Here is a 15,626-nt window from a genome sequence, read left to right on the forward strand (position 1 = left end):
ACCTCCCCGCCGCTTAATCCTTGAACCACGCCGACCGATGAGCGGCGAATGAGGAATGTAATGAGCAAGACTAACGCTTCTTTGATGGCCCGCCGTACCGCTGCAGTTCCACGTGGTGTTGGCCAGATTCACCCGATTTTCGCCGAGTCCGCGAAGAACGCTACCGTGACCGACGTTGAAGGTCGCGAGTTCATCGACTTCGCCGGCGGTATCGCCGTGCTGAACACCGGCCACGTGCACCCGAAAATCATCGCCGCCGTGACCGAGCAACTGAACAAGCTGACTCACACCTGCTTCCAGGTACTGGCTTACGAGCCGTACGTTGAAGTGTGCGAAAAAATCAACGCCAAGGTGCCAGGTGATTTCGAGAAGAAAACCCTGCTGGTCACCACCGGTTCCGAAGCCGTAGAAAACGCCGTGAAAATCGCCCGTGCCGCCACTGGCCGTGCCGGCGTGATCGCGTTCACCGGCGCTTACCACGGTCGCACCATGATGACCCTGGGCCTGACCGGTAAAGTCGTGCCTTACTCGGCCGGTATGGGCCTGATGCCAGGTGGCGTGTTCCGCGCGCTGTACCCGAACGAACTGCACGGTGTGAGCATCGACGATTCGATCGCCAGCATCGAGCGCATCTTCAAGAACGACGCCGAGCCGCGTGACATCGCTGCCATCATCATCGAGCCGGTTCAGGGCGAAGGTGGTTTCTACGTCGCTCCTAAAGAATTCATGAAGCGTCTGCGTGCCCTGTGCGACCAGCACGGCATTCTGCTGATCGCTGACGAAGTACAGACCGGCGCTGGCCGTACCGGCACCTTCTTCGCCATGGAGCAGATGGGCGTTGCTGCCGACCTGACCACCTTCGCCAAATCCATCGCTGGCGGCTTCCCGTTGGCCGGTGTGTGCGGTAAGGCCGAATACATGGACGCCATCGCTCCAGGCGGCCTGGGCGGCACCTACGCCGGTAGCCCGATCGCTTGCGCCGCGGCCCTGGCCGTGATGGAAGTCTTCGAAGAAGAGCACCTGCTGGACCGCTGCAAGGCTGTCGGCGAGCGTCTGGTGACTGGCCTGAAAGCTATCCAGGCCAAGTACCCGGTGATCGGCGAAGTCCGTGCCCTGGGCGCGATGATCGCGGTCGAGCTGTTCGAAAACGGCGACAGCCACAAGCCGAACGCTGCAGCAGTAGCGACCGTGGTTGCCAAGGCTCGCGACAAGGGTCTGATCCTGCTGTCCTGCGGCACCTACGGCAACGTTCTGCGCGTCCTGGTACCGCTGACTTCGCCGGACGAGCAACTGGACAAAGGCCTGGCGATCATCGAAGAGTGCTTCTCCGAGCTCTGATCACCGAGTGTGACCTGCTTCACAAAAAACCCGCTTCGGCGGGTTTTTTCATGTCCTCTAAAACACGACCCGCGTATTAGCGCTGTATCCAATGGCCGGCTTTGGCTAAGGTTCGCCCCTTGCCAGGGAGAGCTGTATGACAGTTGTCATTTTACCCGCGATTCCGAGAGTGTTGATTGCCGAGGCCGACCCATGGTCCCGCGATCTGCTCAAGGAAGTGTTGTTGAACGTTCGCTGCGATGCGCGGCTGGATTTGTGTGCCGATGGTCAGCAGGCGCTGGAGTTGCTGGCGTCAAACCCTTACGACCTGGTCATCGCCGACGGGGAGTTGCCAGGCGTCGATGGCTTGAATGTGTTGCGCAGTGTGCGTCAGCGCAAGCGCAATTCACCGTTGCCCTTCATTCTGATGAGCAGCCGCAACGACAGTGCGAGCGTGCGTGAGGCCTTGCCGCTGGCCCCCGCCGCGTACCTGACCAGACCCCTGAACATGGCAAGCCTGACCCAGCGCCTGCAGGTTTTGCTGCTGAACGCCGGGGAAGAGGTATCGTGCGAGGTGCCGGCGCTGGCGCCGGGCATGACTTTGTCCGTGTTCCTTGAGCGCCGTCGCGAACTGGCGGAAGGCGCGCCGCTGATGACCGACGTGCAAGTGGCGGTCAAGCGAGGCCTCAATCCAAATGGTCTGGATTTGACGGTGCTGGAAGATGAGATCCGCACCGATCCACAGGTCATCGCCGTGCTGATCGCCGCCGCCAACAGCGCCGCCAAGCACCATGGCACCGCCGTGCAGACGCTGTCCCAGGCGCTGCACCGTTTGGGCACCGGGCAGAGCATGAACTTGATTCTGGGCCTGACACTCAAGCGCAGTGCGCGGCTCAGCGATCCGCAGCTGGCGGACTATGCCGAGCGTTACTGGGATTTGTCGTTGCACACGGCTGAGTACGCGCGAACGCTGGCGCGCTTGCTGGATCTGGATCAGGCACGTTGCTACTGCGCCGGTATGCTGCATCGACTGGGCGACCTGGCGTTGTTGCGCTGTTTGCAGGAATGGAAACAGGCCGGTGGCGAACTGGACGAGCAGGAGCAAGTGGGCGAGGCGTTGGCCGAGTTCGGTGCCGCCTACGGTTCGGCGTTGCGCACCCGCTGGCGCCTGCCGCTGGAGCTGCGGCAGCTGATTGCGGCGGCTTACCAGCTCGGTGGCGGGGTTTACTCCCGTGAGGCCCTGGTGATGAACATGGCGGCGCAACTGGCGCGCCTGACCGAGCATGAGGGCGTGGAGGCGTTGGCCAATAGCCGGACGGCGCGGCTGCTGAAGATCGGCTTGCCGGAGCTGTTGCGGATGCGCAAGAAATAAACAACGCGCAAAACCCCTACAATTCAACTCAACCGGTCACAATCCGGTTCTTGCCCTGGCGCTTGGCCTCATACATCGCGGCATCCGCGCGAGCAAACAGGCTTTCCACACTTTCATCCTCGGCCGTGAGGCTGGTAAGCCCCTGACTGACGGTGATGCCAAATGTCTGGCCGTCGTGGCTGAAGCTCAAGCTCTGAATCTCCCGTTGCACACGCTCAGCCACTTGCAGGGCCATCTGTGGCGTGCAACCGGGGAACACCGCGGCGAACTCCTCGCCGCCAATGCGCCCGAACAGATCGCCGCGCCGCAGCGCCGCGCGACCGCTGTCGGCAATGTGCTGCAGCACGTTATCGCCTTGCTGGTGGCCGTAGGTGTCGTTGATGACCTTGAAGTCATCGATATCCAGCATGAGAAACGATAGCGGCGTGCCCTGTTGTCGCGCCTGTTCGAATTCGTGGTGAGCGCCTTCGAAAAAATGCCGGCGGTTGCTGCTCTGGGTCAGGGCGTCGGTGGTCGCCAGCCGTTGCAGTTCGGACTCCAGCTGTTTCTTGTCGGTGATGTCTTCAGCGATGCCGACAATGATCACCGGCTGCCCAGGCTCGGCCTGACGGTTGATGAAGCACTTGTCACTGAGCCAGCGCAGTTGGCCGTCGGCGGTAATGATTCGATATTCGCGGTCTTCAACGGCACCTTTGACCAGCACGTCCGCCAGGCTGCGCTCGGCGTACTCGAGATCGTCGGGGTAAATGCTGTCGCGCCATTGGTTGTAGTCGGACAACAGCAGGTCGGCACTGCGGCCGAAAATCCGTACATAGGCGGGGCTGACATACAGCACCTGGCGGGTTTCCCAATTGAATGCCCACAGCACCGCGTTGACGCTCACCAGCAAGGTACTGAACAGCTGTTCGCGCTCGCTCAGGCGCGCCACCTCGCCTTGGGCGTGCATCAGCGCCATCAGGGTTTGCGCGGCCTCGGGCCACTGCACAGGGGATGAGTCTTGTTGGTTATTGACCATCGGCACAAATCTCAAAGGGCGTGCACCGCTCAAGGTTCGAAGCGGCCACAGCGAAGCCCGCCTGGATGGCGAAGTGTCTTTGAGATAAGGGATTTGCAGCGAAGTTCCGAAGGGTGCGCCCGGGCAAAGGGCGCACCGATCAACGGTATCAGGCAGCGCTTGGACGCAGGGAATAGGTTTTCAACTGATCGGCGAAGTCACGCAGCGATTGAATCCCGCTGGCTTCGGCTTCGTGTATCCAATCCTTGATAGCGGCCAGCATGTCGTGGCCATTTGAGCTGGTCTTGACCCAGATCTGCTGCAAGGCCAGGCGTTTCTCGTAGATTACCTTCAGCGCGTGGCTGTGCTCGAGCATGGTCTGGATGCGTACATGGTGCTTGTCGTCCAGCAGGCTGGTTTCCCGCGAGAGCAAACGCTTGGCGCGGTGGAACTGGTGGCGGACCGAGTGATCGACCTTTTCCAGCTCTTGCTTGACCAGCGGCCCGATCACCAGCTTGCGGTACTGGGCCATGATCTGGAAGCGGTTGTTGAGGATCGCCATGGCGGTGTCCATGTCCAGGTTGCCCTTGCCTTCGACACGGTGGGCAATCGGCGCGACCCGCTGGACCTTGGCCAGGCGCAGGAAGCTGAACACTTGAATCCAGGCCCAGCCCAGATCGAACTCCCACTTCTTCACCGACAGTTTTGCCGAGTTAGGGTAGGTGTGATGGTTGTTATGCAGCTCTTCACCACCGATCAGGATGCCCCAGGGCACCAGGTTGGTCGCCGCATCGCGGCACTCGAAGTTGCGGTAGCCGACGGCATGGCCCAGGCCATTGACCACACCGGCGGCCCACACCGGGATCCACATCATCTGGATGGCCCAGATGGTGATGCCGATGGTGCCGAACAGCAGCAGGTCGATAACGCCCATGATCGCCACACCCAGCAGTGGAAAACGGGTGTAGACGTTGCGTTCGATCCAGTCATCGGGGCAGTTCTTGCCGTAGATGCGCAAGGTCTCGGGGTTTTCCGCTTCAGCGCGGTACAGCTCGGCGCCTTTGCGCAAAACGGTCGACAAACCCTTGATCACCGGGCTGTGCGGGTCATCGACGGTTTCGCATTTGGCGTGATGCTTGCGGTGGATGGCGGTCCACTCGCGGGTGTTCTGCGCCGTGGTCAACCACAGCCAGAAGCGGAAGAAATGTTTCAGGCCAGCATTCAACTCAAGCGAGCGATGGGCTGAGTAACGGTGCAGATAGACCGTGACGCCGATGATCGTGACATGGGTCATCAGCAGGGTGACTGCCACCAGTGACCAGGGCGACAAGCCGAGAAAACCTTCGTACCACATAGACTATAGGGCCCTCGATAAAGGAAAAAACAGCCGTAGCATTATCACTAAGCCCACAGATAAAACCAGTCGCCCTTTCAGATAAGAGTGGCTGGATGTGTCTTTCAACTATAATCCCGACCTTTTCGTAGGGATATGGACAGCCTTATGTCTGCTAGCTATCTCGATGCTGTGCGTACAGCGCTGCTCTACCTGCTGATTTCCGTGGCCTGGACGCAGCTCAGTGACCATTTATTGAGCAGTTTATTCGATAACTCGGCCGAGCGCTTACGCTGGCAACTGATCAACGGTTATGCATGGATGGTGTTTAGCGCCGGCTTGATCTTCGTTGCCCGGACGCGACTGTTGCGTTGCCTGGGTGGCGGCGCGAAATTGCGTGAGCGAAACGAAGACCGCGAGCGTCTGCGCCAGGCGGCCGCCGTGTTCGATTGCACCCGTGAAGGCGTGTTGGTCACCGATCCTCAAGGGCTGATCGTGCATGTGAACCGCGCCTTCATGTCGATCACCGGCTATCTGCGTGAAGAAGTGCTGGGGCGCCAACCCAGTCTGTTCAAGTCAGGGCATCATCCACCCGCTTTCTATCAAGCGATGTTCGCCACGCTCGACAGCGTCGGTGAATGGAGTGGGGAAATCTGGAACCGCCGCAAAAGCGGCGAAATCTACCCGCAATGGCAGACCATCCGCATCATTCACGACGACCAGGGTCGTCGTAGTCATTTCGTGGCGGTGTTTTCAGATATCAGCGCGATCAAGGACTCGGAACATGAGTTGAGGCACCTGGCTCATCACGATCCGCTCACCGGCCTGCCCAATCGCCTGCTGTTCACCGACCGCGCCACGCAAGCCCTGGCATCGGCGCAGATCCACAAGCGTGGGTGCGCATTGCTGATGATCGATCTGGATCACTTCGTGATGATCAACGACAGCCTCGGGCATACGATGGGTGACCAGTTGCTCAAGGCGGTGGCCGAACGCTTGCGTGCCATGTTCGACCCTGGAGTCACCTTGGCGCGCCTGGGTGGCGATGAGTTCGCCGTGCTGGCCGAAAGCTGTCCGCAACTGATGCAGGCCGCGCCGCTGGCCCAGCGGATCATGGAGGGCCTCAAGGAGGCTTTCGACATTCACGGGCATCGGCTGTTCATCAACGCCAGTATCGGTATCAGCCTGTTCCCCAGTGATGCATTGACTGCCGAGCAGTTGTTGCGCAACGCCGACTCGGCGCTGTTCAAGGCCAAGAGCGGCGGGCGCAATGGCTATGCCCTGTACACCGAAGAGTTGACGGCCCATGCCCGGCAGCGGGTCGAGACCGCCTCTGAACTGCGCCGGGCCCTTGAGCAAAACGAACTGCGCGTGTTTTACCAGCCTGTTCACGATCTCAAGACCTGTCGCCTGGTCGGCGTCGAGGCGTTGGTGCGCTGGGAGCATCCGCAGCGCGGCCTGGTGTCGCCTGCGCAATTTATTCCTGTTGCCGAGCGCACCGGGCTGATCGCCCGGATCGACGCCTGGGTGATGCGCCAGGCCTGCGAGCAGATGTGCCAGTGGCAGCAGGCTGGCGTGGAGTTGTCGTTTGTCGCGGTGAATGTTTCATCGCGTCTGTTCGCCGGCCGCGAGTTGTACCAACAGGTTGCGCAGGTACTGCGCGAAACCGGCTTGGACCCGGCCTGCCTGGAGCTGGAAGTCACCGAGAGCGCGGTGATGGAAGATCCAGAGGTCGCGCTTGAGCAAATGCACCGACTACGTGAATTGGGTGTGCAACTGGCCATCGATGATTTCGGCACCGGTTATTCGTCGCTGTTGCGGCTCAAGCGCTTACCGGTACAGAAACTCAAGATCGATCAGGGCTTTGTCGCCGGGTTGCCGTGGGACGAGGACGACGCGGCCATTGTGCGGATCATCATCGCCTTGGCGCAGAGCATGGGCATGCAGGTGCAAGCCGAAGGCATCGAGCAGGTCGAGCAGGCGGCGTTCCTGCTCGAACACGGCAGTCACCTGGGGCAGGGGTATTGGTTTGGGCGGCCGGTGCCGGCGGCTTCATTGGATTGGGCTCGGGCGCCAGTTATTTTCCCGCGCTGATCGTTCTCACGCTCCGCGTGGAATGCATCCAGTGACGCTCCCCGGCACCCTGCGATCAGGGACGCAGAGCGTCCCGGGCGGCATTCCCACGCGGAGCATGGGAACGATCAGTCTTCTAGTTATATAAACATTCTTAAATAGTCTTTTTAAGAATATCCGCGCCTCTCTACTATTGGTCTCACGCCGCAAGCAGTGCCGCCACTGCCAGGCGACCTCTCAGTCGAAGGAGCAGCACCATGAGCGCATCTCTACGTAGCGTTGACGGCCAGGACGAAGCGACCATCCTGCGCGAAATCCAGAGCGCCCTGCGCGATCTGCGGTTTGGCGCGGTGGAAATCACCGTGCACAACGCCCAGGTGGTCCAGATCGAACGCAAGGAAAAATTCCGCTTGCAGCAACCGGGCAATAAACCGGGCTGAAGCGAAAGATCCTTGAACCGACACCCCGATTCCAGAAATCCATAAGAACTAGCCAACACAAATAGAATTCCAGGAGCTTTCACCATGTCGTCGATTCGCCATTTCGCTTTGGCCGCCCTGGCCAGTGCCCTGTTTGCCGGTTCCGCCGTTGCCAAGGATTACGAATTGCTCAACGTGTCGTACGATCCGACCCGCGAGCTGTACCAGGACTACAACGCCGAGTTCATCAAGTTCTGGCAGAAGGACCACGCCGGCGACAGCGTGAAAATCCAGCAGTCTCACGGTGGCTCGGGCAAACAGGGTCGGGCGGTGATCGATGGCCTGCGCGCCGACGTGGTGACCTTGGCTCTGGCCGGCGACATCGATGAAATCGCCAAGCTCGGCAAGACCTTGCCGGCCGACTGGCAGAAGCGTCTGCCGGAAGCCAGCACGCCATACACCTCGACCATCGTGTTCCTGGTGCGCAAGGGCAACCCTAAAGGCATCAAGGACTGGGGCGACCTGGTCAAGAATGACGTATCGGTGATCACCCCGAACCCGAAAACCTCCGGCGGTGCGCGCTGGAACTTCCTCGCCGCCTGGGCTTATGGCCTGAAAGCCAACGGTGGTGACGAAGCCAAGGCCAAGGAATACGTGCAAACCCTGTTCAAGCACGTGCCTGTGCTGGACACCGGTGCTCGTGGTTCGACCATTACCTTCGTCAACAACGGTCAGGGTGACGTGTTGCTGGCCTGGGAAAATGAAGCGTTCCTGGCCCTGAAAGAAGATGGCGGCGCCGACAAGTTCGAGATCGTCGTGCCTTCGCTGTCGATCCTTGCCGAGCCTCCAGTGGCCGTGGTCGACAAGAACGCCGAGAAAAAGGGCAACGAGCAGATCGCCGAAGCCTACCTCAAGCACCTGTACAGCCCGGCCGGCCAGGAAATCGCGGCGAAAAACTTCTATCGTCCACGTGACAAGGATATCGCTTCCAAATACGCCCAGCAGTTCCCGAAACTGGACCTGGTAACCATCGACAAAGACTTCGGCGGCTGGAAAACCGCGCAGCCGAAATTCTTCAACGACGGCGGCGTATTCGACCAGATCTACCAGGCGCAGTAATCTTAAATAGCCATCAAGGAGCCTCGGATCGCGATTCGAGGCTTTGTGCATTCTCAACCAAGGACTTTTATGTCGCGTCGTATCTCCCCCGTCATACCCGGCTTCGGGCTGACGCTGGGCTACACCTTGGTGTACCTCAGCCTGATTGTGCTCATACCACTGGCGGCGATGTTCGTGCATGCCGCTCAACTCACCTGGGATCAGTTCTGGGCAATCATCTCGGCGCCACGGGTGCTGGCGGCGTTGAAGCTGAGCTTCGGCACCGCCCTGTACGCCGCGATCATCAACGGCATCATCGGCACGCTGCTGGCCTGGGTGCTGGTGCGCTATACCTTCCCTGGACGCAAAGTCATCGATGCAATGATCGACTTGCCTTTCGCATTACCCACCGCCGTGGCCGGTATTGCGCTGACCGCGTTGTACACCCCCACCGGTCTGGTGGGTCAGTTTGCAGCGGATCTGGGTTTCAAGATCGCCTACACCCCCCTGGGCATCACCCTCGCCCTCACTTTTGTGACACTTCCATTCGTGGTACGTACGGTACAGCCGGTACTGGCCGATATTCCCCGTGAAGTGGAAGAAGCGGCGGCGTGTCTGGGTGCAAAACCTTTGCAGGTTTTCCGTCATATCCTGGTGCCGGCGCTGCTGCCAGCCTGGTTGACCGGTTTCGCCCTGGCCTTTGCCCGCGGGGTCGGCGAGTACGGTTCAGTGATTTTCATCGCCGGCAACATGCCGATGAAAACCGAGATCCTGCCGCTGCTGATCATGGTCAAGCTCGACCAATACGATTACACCGGCGCTACCTCCATTGGTGTACTGATGCTGGTGGTTTCCTTCATTCTGTTGCTGCTGATCAACTTGCTGCAGCGGCGCATCGAAACCCCTTAAGGAGGCGCGAACAATGTCCCAATCGTCTATTGCTGCCGCCTCTTCGGCCAACGCTGCCCGCCGTGGCAGTGCAACTTCGCGGCGAATCCTGATCGGCCTTGGCTGGCTGATTTTTGCGCTGTTCCTGTTGCTGCCGCTGTTTATCGTGGTGTCCCAGGGTTTGAAAAATGGCCTCGGCGCATTCTTCACTGCGATCTTTGAACCGGACGCGCTGTCGGCACTGAAGCTCACGGTGATCGCCGTGGCGATTTCGGTGCCGCTGAACCTGGTGTTCGGTGTCAGCGCCGCCTGGTGCGTGAGCAAATATTCGTTCCGCGGCAAGAGTATGCTGGTGACCCTGATCGACCTGCCGTTCTCGGTGTCGCCAGTCATCGCCGGCCTGGTCTACGTGCTGATGTTCGGCGCCCAAGGGATCTTCGGGCCATGGCTGCAGGATCACGACATCCAGATCGTCTTCGCCTTGCCGGGCATCGTGCTGGCGACGATTTTCGTCACCGTGCCGTTCGTGGCCCGTGAACTGATCCCACTGATGCAGGAACAGGGCACTCAGGAAGAGGAGGCCGCGCGTTTGCTCGGGGCCAATGGCTGGCAGATGTTCTGGCACGTCACCGTACCCAACATCAAATGGGGCCTGATCTACGGCATGGTGCTCTGTACCGCCCGGGCCATGGGTGAATTCGGTGCGGTGTCGGTGGTTTCCGGGCACATTCGCGGGGTGACCAACACCTTGCCGCTGCACGTCGAGATCCTCTACAACGAATACAACCACGTGGCCGCGTTCGCTGTGGCGAGCCTGTTGCTGATCCTGGCGCTCTTCATCCTGCTGGCCAAGCAGTGGAGCGAAAACCGTATTAACCGCCTGCGCGCCAGCGCCGCGGAGGAATGAATTCATGTCGATCGAAGTGCGTAACGTCAGCAAGAATTTCAATGCGTTCAAGGCGCTGAATGACATCAGCCTGGACATTCATAGCGGTGAGCTGGTGGCGCTGCTCGGCCCGTCCGGTTGCGGCAAGACCACGCTGCTGCGGATCATCGCCGGCCTGGAAACCCCTGATAAGGGCAACATCGTGTTCCACGGCGAAGACGTTTCCGGTCACGACGTGCGTGATCGCAACGTCGGTTTCGTGTTCCAGCACTACGCCTTGTTCCGCCACATGACGGTGTTCGACAACGTCGCGTTCGGCCTGCGCATGAAGCCGAAAAACCAGCGCCCGAGCGAAAGCCAGATCGCGACCAAGGTGCACGAACTACTAAACATGGTGCAGCTGGATTGGTTGTCGGATCGCTATCCGGAACAACTCTCCGGTGGCCAGCGTCAGCGTATTGCCTTGGCCCGTGCACTGGCGGTGGAACCGAAAGTGCTGCTGCTCGATGAACCCTTCGGCGCTCTCGATGCCAAGGTCCGTAAAGAGCTGCGTCGCTGGCTGGCGCGCCTGCATGAAGACATCAACCTGACGTCGGTGTTCGTGACCCACGACCAGGAAGAGGCGATGGAAGTCGCCGACCGTATCGTGGTGATGAACAAGGGCGTGATCGAGCAGATCGGCTCACCGGGCGACGTCTACGAAAACCCGGCGAGCGATTTCGTTTATCACTTCTTGGGGGACTCGAATCGTCTGCATCTGGGCGAAGACAATCACGTGCTGTTCCGTCCGCACGAGGTGTCGCTGTCGCGGCATGAGCTTGAGGATCACCACGCGGCTGAGGTGCGGGATATCCGTCCGTTGGGCGCGACGACGCGGGTGACGCTGAAGGTTGAAGGACAGACTGATTTGATCGAGGCCGAAGTGGTGAAGGATCACGACAGCCTGATCGGATTGGCCAAGGGCGAGACGTTGTTCTTCAAGCCGAAGGTCTGGCAGAAAGTCGCGAATATTTAAATCAAAAGCATCGTCGGAGCGCCGCCCGGAGCAAGCTCACTCCCACATTGGATTTGTGAATGACGCAGATCCCTGTGGGAGCGAGCTTGCTCGCGATTGCGATCTATATAGCGGCACGCTTCGGATTGACCCGCACACCCCCCGCCCGCGCCTCGATCTGCTCTTTCAGCGCATGCCGCAATCCCAGCAAAAACGCCAGCTCAACCACCACAAACAACGGCCCGACAATCAACCCCGTCACATCATCGACAAACGCCGGTTTGCGCCCTTCATAGTGATGGCCGACAAACTGAATCGCCCAGCCCACCACAAACATACCGATGCCGCTGGCCAGCCAGACGATTGTGCTTTGCTGCGCCAATACATGACCCGCCCAGACACACAGACCGAGCAACACCGTCATCAGCACCCCCAGGCGCAACTCCAGGCGCAGGTAGAACCACGCCGATGCCAGCGCTACCAGCACCGCCGGTGAAAGCCAGCCCCCGGCCCATTGCGGACGAGACAGCAACACCGCCACCGCAACCACAATCAGCGGGATCCCAACGAAATGGGTGGCGATGTTGCGCGGATCACGGTGGTAGGCGGCGTATTGACTGAGATGGTCAACGAGGCTTTTTTTCATTGTTGTTCCTCCTGTAGGGTGAACGATCATGCCTCGGGGCCGTTTCTCGCTCTGTCAGCCAGGCGACAATCTCTAGGAGTTTTCATGGATATCCAGGACTGGCGTCCACGCCTGTTGCGCGGTCAGTGGTTCAGTCATTTGCCTGTTTCCCTACAGGATAGTCTGCTGGCAGCCGCCAAGTTGCGGCGGTTATCAGCCGGTCAGCGCTTGTTCCAGCGCGGCGATCAGCCCTGTGGCCTGTACGCGGTACTCGAAGGCGCGGTGCGTATCGGCGCTGTGAACGAGCAGGGCAAAGAGGCGTTGCTGAGCCTGGTGGAGGCGCCACACTGGTTCGGCGAAATCTGCCTGTTCGATGGCCAGCCACGTACCCACGATGCGTTCGGCCTGGGCCCGTGTACGCTGTTGCACATCCCGCAAACCGCGCTGCTGGCGATGCTGGACGAACAGCCGGTGCACTGGCGGCAACTGGCGTTGCTGATGAGCCAGAAACTGCGCCTGACCTTCATCAATCTCGAACAGATGAGCCTGATGCCGGCCCCGACGCGGCTGGCGCATCGCTTGCTGATGATCGCCGAAGGTTATGGCGAAATCGACGAGCCGCGCCGCGTCCTGCAACTGCCGCAAGAGCAGCTTGCTTCAATGTTGTCGCTGTCACGGCAGACCACCAACCAGATCCTCAAGGATTTGCAGGGGCAGGGGATATTGAGTCTCGGTTATGGCGAGATCGAAATCCTCGATGCGCAACGGTTGCGAGCGTTGGTTGTCGTTTAATGGTGGGCTTTACCCGCGAACACGCCTAGCCTGTCCGAACGACAATCGAGGTGTGCCATGCGTGTACTGCTAGTGGAAGATGAACCCGAGACCGCCAAACTCCTGGCCAATGGCTTGAGTGAGGCGAGCTTTGCGGTGGATGTGGCGGTCAACGGTATGGACGGCCGGCGCTTTATCGAGGATGGCCAATATGAGCTGATCATTCTCGACGTCATGCTGCCGGGGCTCAATGGTTGGCAGTTGCTGCAACAGATCCGCAAGCTCGGCGAAACCCCTGTGCTGTTCCTCACCACCACGGACGGCATCGAGGATCGCCTGCGTGGGTTGGAGTTGCATGAGGAGGATTACCTGCTCAAGCCGTTTGCCGTGAGTGAGCTGGTGGCGCGGGTGCGCAAATTGCTGCGGCGGGGTCAGGGGCGCTGAGCGGTTTCTCTGGTGCCTGTCCGGGCCTCTTCGCGAGCAGGCTCGCTCCCACATTAGACCGTGTCAGCCTGAACAACTCGGTCAACTGTGGGAGCGAGCCTGCTCGCGAAGAGGCCAGACAAGACAACCCACCTCCCGGATCAATCACCGCAACCCATCCCGAAACTGCCCCGGCGTCATCCCGGTCCAGCGCTTGAACGCGCGGCTGAAACTGCTGGTATCGGCAAACCCCAGCAAATAGCTGATCTCACTCAATGAGCATTGCGGATCACGCAGGTGCAGCAACGCCAGGTTTTCGCGGCTTTCGTTGAGCAGCGTATCGAACCGACAACCCTCATCCGCCAGGTGCCGTTGCAGGCTGCGCAGGCTCAGGTGCAGAGCCTTGGCGATGTGTTCGGCGCTGGGTTCGCCTTCCGGCAATTGCTCTTCAATGGCATCGCGGACCTTGCGCTCCCACGTCAGTGGTTTAAGTTGCGCCAGGGTGCGGTTGAGCACGGTTTCGTTGTGTTCGGCCAGTTCCGGATTGGCGTCGTCCAGGTGACTGTCGAAATCAGACAGCGCGAATTCCAGCCGATCCTCCCCGGTGGCGAAATACACCGGTGAGCGAAATACCTTGTGCCATTGGTGCGGGTCCGCCGGCTCAGGGCGACGCAAGTACACCGCCAGCGGTGCATAGTCGCGGCCGAGGCGATTGCGACAAGTGCGCACATAAATCGCCACGAAGGCATCGATGGCTTCGAAGGCCGGGGCCGGATTGCCTGGCGGAATTTTCAGATGGAAACAGTAGCGGTCATCGCAGCGGGTCAGTTCCAGTTCCAGGGCGTCACTGACCACCTGGTGATAGCGCACGATGCGCTCGAAGACTTCCCGCAAGCTGCCGCTGGCCACCAGTGCATAACCGAGCGCGTGGAAGGTAGTAGGGCTGACGAAGCGCGAGACGCGCAGGCCAATCGCCGGGTCGCCGCTGACCTGCACCGCGATTTCCCACAGGCGCGTGGTGCCGGACAACGGATAACGGGCGTTCGGGTCGTCCATCAGTTGCGGGTCGAGCCCAGCTTGCTGGCACAGGGCTGTGCTGTCGAGGCCCAGGGCGTCAAGTTGCTTGCGCAGGGCGCGGGTCCAGCTGGCGAGGGAGGTCGGTTCAGTCATGCTGATTGGCGCTTCCGGTCAACAGGTTGGCGTTCTCGGCTACCGCTCCAGGCGTGTGAAGCGGGCAGGATGCGAACATCAATAACCAGAGGATGGAAGCATGCAAGGTACTTCTGCAAGTCCCCAGCGACTGAATGCAGCTGCGCGATCAGCGCATATTCGCGAAGTGGTGCTGGCCAAGGGCGTCGAACTGCGCCAGCGTTACCCGGTTCTCAAGCATCAGGACGCCTTGGGCGCGGGCATTCTGGCCTTCGCGCTGGCCGGGATGATCGGTTCGGCGGCGCTCTACATCGAGGGCCACATGGCCTGGTGGGTGTGCTTGCTGCTCAATGCTTTTTTCGCTTCCTTGACCCACGAACTTGAGCACGACCTGATTCACAGCATGTACTTCCGCAAGCAGCGGGTTCCGCACAACCTGATGATGGGCCTGGTCTGGCTGGCGCGTCCGAGCACGATCAATCCATGGATTCGTCGTCACCTGCACCTCAATCACCACAAGGTCTCCGGCTCCGAGACCGACATGGAAGAGCGCGCCATCACCAACGGCGAGCCTTGGGGTTTCGCGCGGTTGTTGATGATTGGCGACAACATCATGTCGTCGTTCATCCGCATGCTGCGGGCCAAGACCTGGGCGATGAAGTTCAGCATCATCCAGCGCACCCTGAAGGTCTACGCACCGCTGGCGCTGGTGCATTGGGGCGCTTGGTATGTGTTTCTCGGCTTTCATGCCGCCAACGGCATCGCCCACTTGCTGGGTGCGCCGATTGAGTGGTCGGCGACCACGTTATCGGTGATGAGCGTGATCGATATCGCCGCGGTGGTGATCATCGGCCCGAACGTGCTGCGCACCTTTTGCCTGCACTTCATCAGCTCGAACATGCACTACTACGGTGACATCGAGCAGGGGAACGTGATGCAGCAGTGCCAGGTGCTGAACGCTTGGTGGCTGTGGCCGTTGCAGGCGTTCTGCTTCAACTTCGGTAGCAGCCATGGCATTCATCACTTTGTGGTGAAGGAACCGTTCTACATCCGCCAGATGACCGTGCCGGTGGCGCATAAGGTGATGCGTGAGATGGGGGTGCGGTTCAATGATTTCGGGACGTTTGCGCGGGCGAACCGGTTTGTGCGCGGGGAGGAAGTTCAGGGTGAAACCGTAGAGGGTGTGCGCGTCTGATGGCCTCATCGCGAGCAGGCTCGCTCCCACAATTTGATCTTCAGTGAACACAAATCTGTGAACAACCAAGATCTACTGTGGGAGCGAGC

Annotated in this window: 15 protein-coding genes; 11 read left to right on the forward strand and 4 right to left on the reverse strand. The window is 60.1% G+C overall.

The genetic code is table 11. From position 1 onward, the window contains the following. The first annotated feature begins 60 nt into the window (after window positions 1-60). A complete protein-coding gene (gabT, locus tag ACA058_RS00820; RefSeq protein WP_497637414.1) occupies window positions 61-1,338 on the forward strand; it encodes a 4-aminobutyrate--2-oxoglutarate transaminase in 1,278 nt (425 codons plus the stop codon). 136 nt (window positions 1,339-1,474) lie between these two features. Next, window positions 1,475-2,689 (forward strand): HDOD domain-containing protein, encoded by a 1,215-nt coding sequence (locus ACA058_RS00825; RefSeq protein ID WP_497637415.1) that lies wholly within the window; start codon window positions 1,475-1,477, stop codon window positions 2,687-2,689. 28 nt (window positions 2,690-2,717) lie between these two features. Here ACA058_RS00825 and ACA058_RS00830 read toward each other — a convergent pair whose 3' ends face one another. Continuing rightward, on the reverse strand, window positions 2,718-3,704 hold the full coding sequence (locus ACA058_RS00830; RefSeq protein ID WP_497637416.1) for a GGDEF domain-containing protein: 987 nt from the start codon (window positions 3,702-3,704) through the stop codon (window positions 2,718-2,720). A gap of 148 nt (window positions 3,705-3,852) precedes the next feature. Next, window positions 3,853-5,037, reverse strand: coding sequence for a delta-9 fatty acid desaturase DesA (gene desA / locus ACA058_RS00835; protein ID WP_497637417.1), 1,185 nt, complete (start codon window positions 5,035-5,037; stop codon window positions 3,853-3,855). Between the two features lie 147 nt (window positions 5,038-5,184). Between desA and dibA the strand changes: the two genes are divergently transcribed. The 6 genes from dibA (at window position 5,185) to ACA058_RS00865 (ending at window position 11,395) form a co-directional block, all read left to right on the forward strand. After that, window positions 5,185-7,110 (forward strand): phosphodiesterase DibA, encoded by a 1,926-nt coding sequence (gene dibA / locus ACA058_RS00840; RefSeq protein ID WP_497637418.1) that lies wholly within the window; start codon window positions 5,185-5,187, stop codon window positions 7,108-7,110. A gap of 236 nt (window positions 7,111-7,346) precedes the next feature. Further along, the gene (gene oscA, locus ACA058_RS00845) at window positions 7,347-7,529 is read left to right on the forward strand and encodes a sulfur starvation response protein OscA (RefSeq protein ID WP_007975618.1); all 183 of its coding nucleotides are present in this window, start codon (window positions 7,347-7,349) and stop codon (window positions 7,527-7,529) included. An 84-nt stretch (window positions 7,530-7,613) separates the two neighbouring features. Further along, window positions 7,614-8,627: a sulfate ABC transporter substrate-binding protein gene (locus tag ACA058_RS00850; RefSeq protein ID WP_497637419.1), complete on the forward strand. Its 1,014-nt coding sequence runs from the start codon at window positions 7,614-7,616 to the stop codon at window positions 8,625-8,627. 69 nt (window positions 8,628-8,696) lie between these two features. Next, window positions 8,697-9,515, forward strand: a complete 819-nt coding sequence (gene cysT, locus ACA058_RS00855; protein WP_053160682.1) for a sulfate ABC transporter permease subunit CysT — start codon at window positions 8,697-8,699, stop codon at window positions 9,513-9,515. A 13-nt stretch (window positions 9,516-9,528) separates the two neighbouring features. Continuing rightward, on the forward strand, window positions 9,529-10,401 hold the full coding sequence (gene cysW, locus ACA058_RS00860; RefSeq protein ID WP_497637420.1) for a sulfate ABC transporter permease subunit CysW: 873 nt from the start codon (window positions 9,529-9,531) through the stop codon (window positions 10,399-10,401). 4 nt (window positions 10,402-10,405) lie between these two features. Further along, window positions 10,406-11,395: a sulfate/molybdate ABC transporter ATP-binding protein gene (locus ACA058_RS00865; RefSeq protein ID WP_497637421.1), complete on the forward strand. Its 990-nt coding sequence runs from the start codon at window positions 10,406-10,408 to the stop codon at window positions 11,393-11,395. Window positions 11,396-11,498: 103 nt separating this feature from the next. Here the strand turns inward: ACA058_RS00865 and ACA058_RS00870 are convergent, their stop codons facing one another. Further along, complete coding sequence (locus ACA058_RS00870; RefSeq protein ID WP_497637422.1) at window positions 11,499-12,020, reverse strand: Mpo1 family 2-hydroxy fatty acid dioxygenase; 522 nt, start codon at window positions 12,018-12,020, stop codon at window positions 11,499-11,501. An 84-nt stretch (window positions 12,021-12,104) separates the two neighbouring features. Here ACA058_RS00870 and ACA058_RS00875 point away from each other — a divergent pair, with 84 nt between their 5' ends. Together ACA058_RS00875 and ACA058_RS00880 are read left to right on the forward strand one after the other, a co-directional pair. Continuing rightward, window positions 12,105-12,791, forward strand: a complete 687-nt coding sequence (locus ACA058_RS00875; RefSeq protein WP_497637423.1) for a Crp/Fnr family transcriptional regulator — start codon at window positions 12,105-12,107, stop codon at window positions 12,789-12,791. 57 nt (window positions 12,792-12,848) lie between these two features. Continuing rightward, window positions 12,849-13,214, forward strand: a complete 366-nt coding sequence (locus ACA058_RS00880; RefSeq protein ID WP_497637424.1) for a response regulator — start codon at window positions 12,849-12,851, stop codon at window positions 13,212-13,214. Between the two features lie 144 nt (window positions 13,215-13,358). Here the strand turns inward: ACA058_RS00880 and ACA058_RS00885 are convergent, their stop codons facing one another. Then, the gene (locus ACA058_RS00885) at window positions 13,359-14,363 is read right to left on the reverse strand and encodes an AraC family transcriptional regulator (protein WP_020795829.1); all 1,005 of its coding nucleotides are present in this window, start codon (window positions 14,361-14,363) and stop codon (window positions 13,359-13,361) included. A gap of 100 nt (window positions 14,364-14,463) precedes the next feature. Between ACA058_RS00885 and ACA058_RS00890 the strand changes: the two genes are divergently transcribed. After that, the gene (locus tag ACA058_RS00890; protein WP_497637425.1) at window positions 14,464-15,537 is read left to right on the forward strand and encodes a fatty acid desaturase; all 1,074 of its coding nucleotides are present in this window, start codon (window positions 14,464-14,466) and stop codon (window positions 15,535-15,537) included. Window positions 15,538-15,626: the final 89 nt, after the last annotated feature.

The organism is Pseudomonas sp. LBUM1649 (genome assembly GCF_059716155.1).